The following is a 4,546-nucleotide window of genomic DNA, read 5'->3' on the forward strand; positions in this document are numbered from 1 at the left end:
CTCCGTGCGCGAACTGTTCACGAGAACGGAAGTTCAGCGGGCGGTGAGCGCGGCGGTGGCCGTGTCCCGTGCCCAGCGGTAGTCGGCTTTGCCGTTCGGCGCGCGGTACACCTCGTCGACGAACACCACCTGACGCGGAGCCTTGTAGTCGGCAATCGTCTCCTTCACCGTGGCGATCACGTCGTCGGCCTCCGTCGGCTCCGACACCGAGCACACCAGCACCACCACTTCACCGAACCGTTCGTGCGGAGTGCCGACGACGTTCGCATCGATCACCGACGGATGTCGGCGGGCGGCGACCTCGACCTCCTCGGGATAGATCTTCTCGCCACCGGAGTTGATGCAGACCGACCCGCGACCGAGCAAGGTCACCGTCGCGTCCTCCGCGATGGTGGCGAAGTCGCCGGGCACGGTGTACCGAACCCCATCGACGACGCGGAACGTGTCGGCCGTCTTCTCGTCGTCGTGCCAGTAGCCCCTGGGCATCGGCCCGGAACACCCGAGCATCCCCGGCGTGTCGCTCCCCCGCGGGATCACCGTGTTGGTCACCGGGTCGATCGTCACCACGTTCGGCGGAGCGCTGAAGACCGCCGTCTCCTGTGGCTCGGTACCGGGCATCGTCATCGACAGGGCGAACGGCCCGCCCTCGGACGCTCCGATCATGTCGACGATCAGCGCGTTCGGGAGCCGCCGCTGGAACGCCCGTTTCTGATCAGCCGACAGCGTGGCCCCGGTCGACACGATGCGTTGGACCGAGCTCAGATCCCTCGACCCACCGGCCTGCTCCGTCGCGTCGAGAGCGGCATTCAACGGACGAGCGAACGCATCGCCCACCAACGACAACTGCGTCACATCGTGCGCCTCGACCAGATCCCACAACTCGTCGGCATCGAACGACCGCCCACCGAGCAGCACCACCGATCCACCCATCACGAACGCACCGATCGCGAGGAACAGCGCCGTGCCGTGCATCAGCGGAGGAGCGCACAGCATCACCGGACTGCGACCATCGGCCTGGAGTTCCGCTGCGACCGCACCGACCTCGGCCGGGGTGGTCGGCACCTGCACCCCCGCGGTCGTGTAGGAGGTGTACGCGAGGGCGCCGAACAGGTCGACGTGACGCCACACGACACCTTTCGGATTCCCGGTCGTGCCGCCCGTGTAGAGCATCAGGGTGTCCTCACCCGATCGCTCGATCCGCTCGGCCGGCGCAGAAGACTCGCGAATCTCGTGGTACCACTCCGCACCGTCGACGAGCGGACTTCCGTCGTCGACCTGGATGAGCGTCGCCACCGTCGGCATCGCAGGGAGAGCCTCGACGACCCGTTCACCGAGGCTTCCGTGGAACACGATCACCTCGGCCCCGGCGTTGGCACAGATGTAGGCGATCTCGGGCGCTTTGTAGCGATAGTTGACGTTGACCGGCGTGGCCCGCAGTTTGAACGCGGCGTACGACGATTCGAGGTACTCCGTGCAGTTGAACATCAACTGCGCGATCCGTGTTCCGATTCCGGCGCCTCGATCACTCAGTGCCGTCGCGATCCGCGCGGCGCCTTCGTCGAGCTCGCGCCACGTCTGCACGTCCGAGCCGACGACGGCCGCCGTGTGATCCGGCTGGGCGTCGGCGAGCGCCTCCCACAACGTCGCCCAGCTCTCGCTGAGTCCTTGCGCTTCTCCGCTCATCTCGTTCTCATCCCCCTGTCGACGATGCACCCGATCTTGGCCGGTCGTACGCCTCACCGTCGAAGCGCAGCCGACCGACCGGAGCGTCTACGGTGACCCAGATGCGGATCGAAGAGATTGCCATCGGGAACAACCCGCCGGAAGACATCAACGTCATCATCGAGGTCCCGGTCGGCGGCGAGCCGATCAAGTACGAGCTCGACAAGTCATCGGGAACGCTGTTCGTCGATCGCTTCCTGTACACCCCGATGCGGTACCCCGGGAACTACGGGTTCGTGCCGCACACGCTGTCGGAGGACGGCGACCCCATCGACGTGCTCGTGTGCAACACGCGGGTGCTCGTGCCGGCGGCCGTCATCAACTGTCGCCCCATCGGCGTGCTCGTGATGGAGGACGAAGCCGGCAACGACGAGAAGATCCTCGCCGTTCCGTGCTCGAAGGTGAGCCGCCGCTACGACAACGTGAACGAGTATCAACAACTCCCCGAGATCACGCGGGAGCAGATTCAACACTTCTTCCAGCACTACAAGGACCTCGAACCCGACAAGTGGGCTCGGATCGATCACTGGGGCGACGCCGCGGAAGCGCGCTCGATGATCATGGAGTCGATCGCGCGAGTGTCCGGCGCGTCGAGCTGACTACTCGCTGTATTCGTGTTCCGCGGCGGGATACACACCGCTGTCGACGTCGTCGCGGAATGTCTTGGCGGCTTCGAGCAGGGTGTCGCCGATCTGCGCATACTGCTTGACGAACCGGGGAATCCGTCCGCGCGACATTCCCGCCCAGTCCGACCACACGAGCAGTTGCCCGTCGCAGTGAGGACCGGCTCCGACCGAGATGGTCGGAATCGACAGTTCTTCGGTCACCTGAGCGGCGATCGCTGACGGCACCATTTCGAGCACCACCGCGAATGCCCCGGCGTCCTCGACCGCGTGGGCATCTTCGAGCAACCGCTGTGCATCATCGCCGCGACCCTGGATGATGTGACCACCGAGGCCGTGCTCGCTCTGCGGTGTGAACCCGATGTGCGCCATGACGGGAATCCCCGCCCGCACGACCCGCTTGATCTGCTTCGCGCTGCGAGTTCCACCTTCGAGCTTCACGGCGTGGGATCGGGTCTCCTTCATGAACCGAATGGCGGTGTGCAGCGCCTCGTCCGGCCCGTTCTCGTAGGACCCGAACGGCATGTCCGCAACGACGAGCGCACGACTCACGCCGCGTACGACCGCCGCGGTGAGCGGGATCAACTCGTCGACCGTGACCGGAATCGTCGTGTCGTAGCCGAACACGGTGTTTCCGGCGGAGTCGCCGACCAGGAGGAAGTCGATACCCGCCTCGTCGAAGATCGACGCGGAGAGGAAGTCGTAGCTGGTGAGCCCGGTGATCTTGATGCCCTGCTCCTTGGCACGTTGGAAATGCCTGGTGCGGACTCGTTTGAGCGCCGGGTCGCTCGTGCCGCCACCGTACGGTCGGGCTTCATCACTCATGCTGGCCACCGTACCCAACTCGGGGTCGGGCAATCACCAATCGCGAAACTCGTCCCTTGCTGAAGGTGGAGTGGCGTCGTCATTGGGTACGTTGCGCACCGTGTTCCCCCGTACTGCCCGTCGTTCCGTCGCGCTCGTCGCCGGCGCTGCCCTGATTCTCGGCGCCTGCAACAACGGCGACTCCGCCCCCGACGCTCTCGTGCCGATTCCCGGTGAGGCCGCATCCGACGGTCGAGAAGCTGCGACCGATGTCACTCCCACGAGTGCTGCCGCCACCACGTCCGACGCCACGACCGCTCCCGCGACGACTCCCGCGCCCGCCACCGATGCATCGACGAGCACGACGACCACCACGATTCCACCGACGACGAGCACGGCGGCGACGACCTCCACCACGACCTCGTCCACGACCACCACGACCACCACGGTTCCGGAACTCGACGTGTTCGCACCCGAGTGCGTGTACGAGGTGGCGTCGGGCGACTCGCTCGGCGCGATCACCGACAGCTACGACGACGAGACCATCACCGTCACCAACGTGCGCGCGGAGAACGACATCGAGGGCGAGACGATCTACCCGGGCCAGCTGGTCGACATCTGCGTCGACAACGGGTTGGACGACGTGACCGGCTCCGAACGCGAGCGCAACGCCGCAGTCGTCGCCACCGAGGAGCAGTCGTCGATCCAGGCCCAGCAGACCAAGCTCAACGAGCTGTTCGCCGGTCTCGGAATCCGCGAGCTGCTGGTCGACGGGATCTCCGGACCGGTGACCCGGCAGCGGCTGTGCGCGGCACGTCTCGGACTCGGGCTTCCGGTGACTCTGACCGACATGGCTCCCGGCAGCGACGAAGAGAAGACGCTGATGGCGGCGGACGGCCTGCAGCTGCCGTTCACCACCGCGCTGAACTCGAACCGGTGGATCCTCATCGACCGGACGTGCCAGATCATGTTCGCCGGTACCGGGGGCGAACGGCTCGACTTCGTCTTCCCCACCTCCACGGGCGAGGAAGGCTTCGAGACCCGCGACCAGGACCGCTCACGAGTCTTCCGCTACGACCCCGCACTCGACAACGGTGGCTGGCACGACAGCACGACGTACCCGGTCGAGATCGACAATCCCCTGAACGGAAACATGTACAAGCCGCTGTACTTCGACGGCGGGCAGGCGATCCACGGAGCGAACAACGTCCCGACGAGCCCCCAGAGCAAGGGATGTGCACGCCTCCGGCCTGAAGATCAGGACGCACTCGTGTCGTGGCTCGGACTCGCCGACGTCGACGGACCGAGCTGGAGCGAGGACCGCATCAACGTCACCGTCAACGTCCAAGGCGAGTACCCCGACTGACTGTCCGTCGGTGCCAGGCACCAACGGACAT

At 65.9% G+C, this 4,546-nt stretch carries 4 protein-coding genes; 2 read left to right on the top strand and 2 right to left on the bottom strand.

What is annotated here, in order from left to right:
* Positions 1-33: 33 nt before the first annotated feature.
* On the bottom strand, positions 34-1,683 hold the full coding sequence (locus ON45_RS19585; RefSeq protein ID WP_040496302.1) for an AMP-binding protein: 1,650 nt from the start codon (positions 1,681-1,683) through the stop codon (positions 34-36).
* A 101-nt stretch (positions 1,684-1,784) separates the two neighbouring features.
* On the opposite strand from ON45_RS19585, the gene ppa reads away from it, so the two are divergent.
* Positions 1,785-2,321, top strand: a complete 537-nt coding sequence (gene ppa / locus ON45_RS19590) for an inorganic diphosphatase (protein WP_040496296.1) — start codon at positions 1,785-1,787, stop codon at positions 2,319-2,321.
* Here ppa and panB read toward each other — a convergent pair whose 3' ends face one another.
* Positions 2,322-3,170 carry a 3-methyl-2-oxobutanoate hydroxymethyltransferase gene (gene panB, locus ON45_RS19595; protein WP_040496298.1) on the bottom strand — a complete coding sequence of 283 codons (849 nt, stop codon included), beginning with the start codon at positions 3,168-3,170 and terminating at the stop codon, positions 2,322-2,324. It abuts the gene before it with no gap.
* Positions 3,171-3,270: 100 nt separating this feature from the next.
* On the opposite strand from panB, the gene ON45_RS22820 reads away from it, so the two are divergent.
* Positions 3,271-4,515 (top strand): L,D-transpeptidase family protein, encoded by a 1,245-nt coding sequence (locus ON45_RS22820; RefSeq protein ID WP_148288789.1) that lies wholly within the window; start codon positions 3,271-3,273, stop codon positions 4,513-4,515.
* Positions 4,516-4,546: the final 31 nt, after the last annotated feature.

It is taken from the genome of Ilumatobacter nonamiensis YM16-303 (genome assembly GCF_000350145.1).
Classification (GTDB): Bacteria; Actinomycetota; Acidimicrobiia; order Acidimicrobiales; family Ilumatobacteraceae; genus Ilumatobacter_A; species Ilumatobacter_A nonamiensis.

Coding starts and splice junctions, on each gene's coding strand:
- ON45_RS19585 (WP_040496302.1), bottom strand. CDS start 1,683: ATGAGCGGAGAAGCGCAAGGACTCAGCGAGAGCTGGGCGACGTTGTGG.
- ppa (WP_040496296.1), top strand. CDS start 1,785: ATGCGGATCGAAGAGATTGCCATCGGGAACAACCCGCCGGAAGACATC.
- panB (WP_040496298.1), bottom strand. CDS start 3,170: ATGAGTGATGAAGCCCGACCGTACGGTGGCGGCACGAGCGACCCGGCG.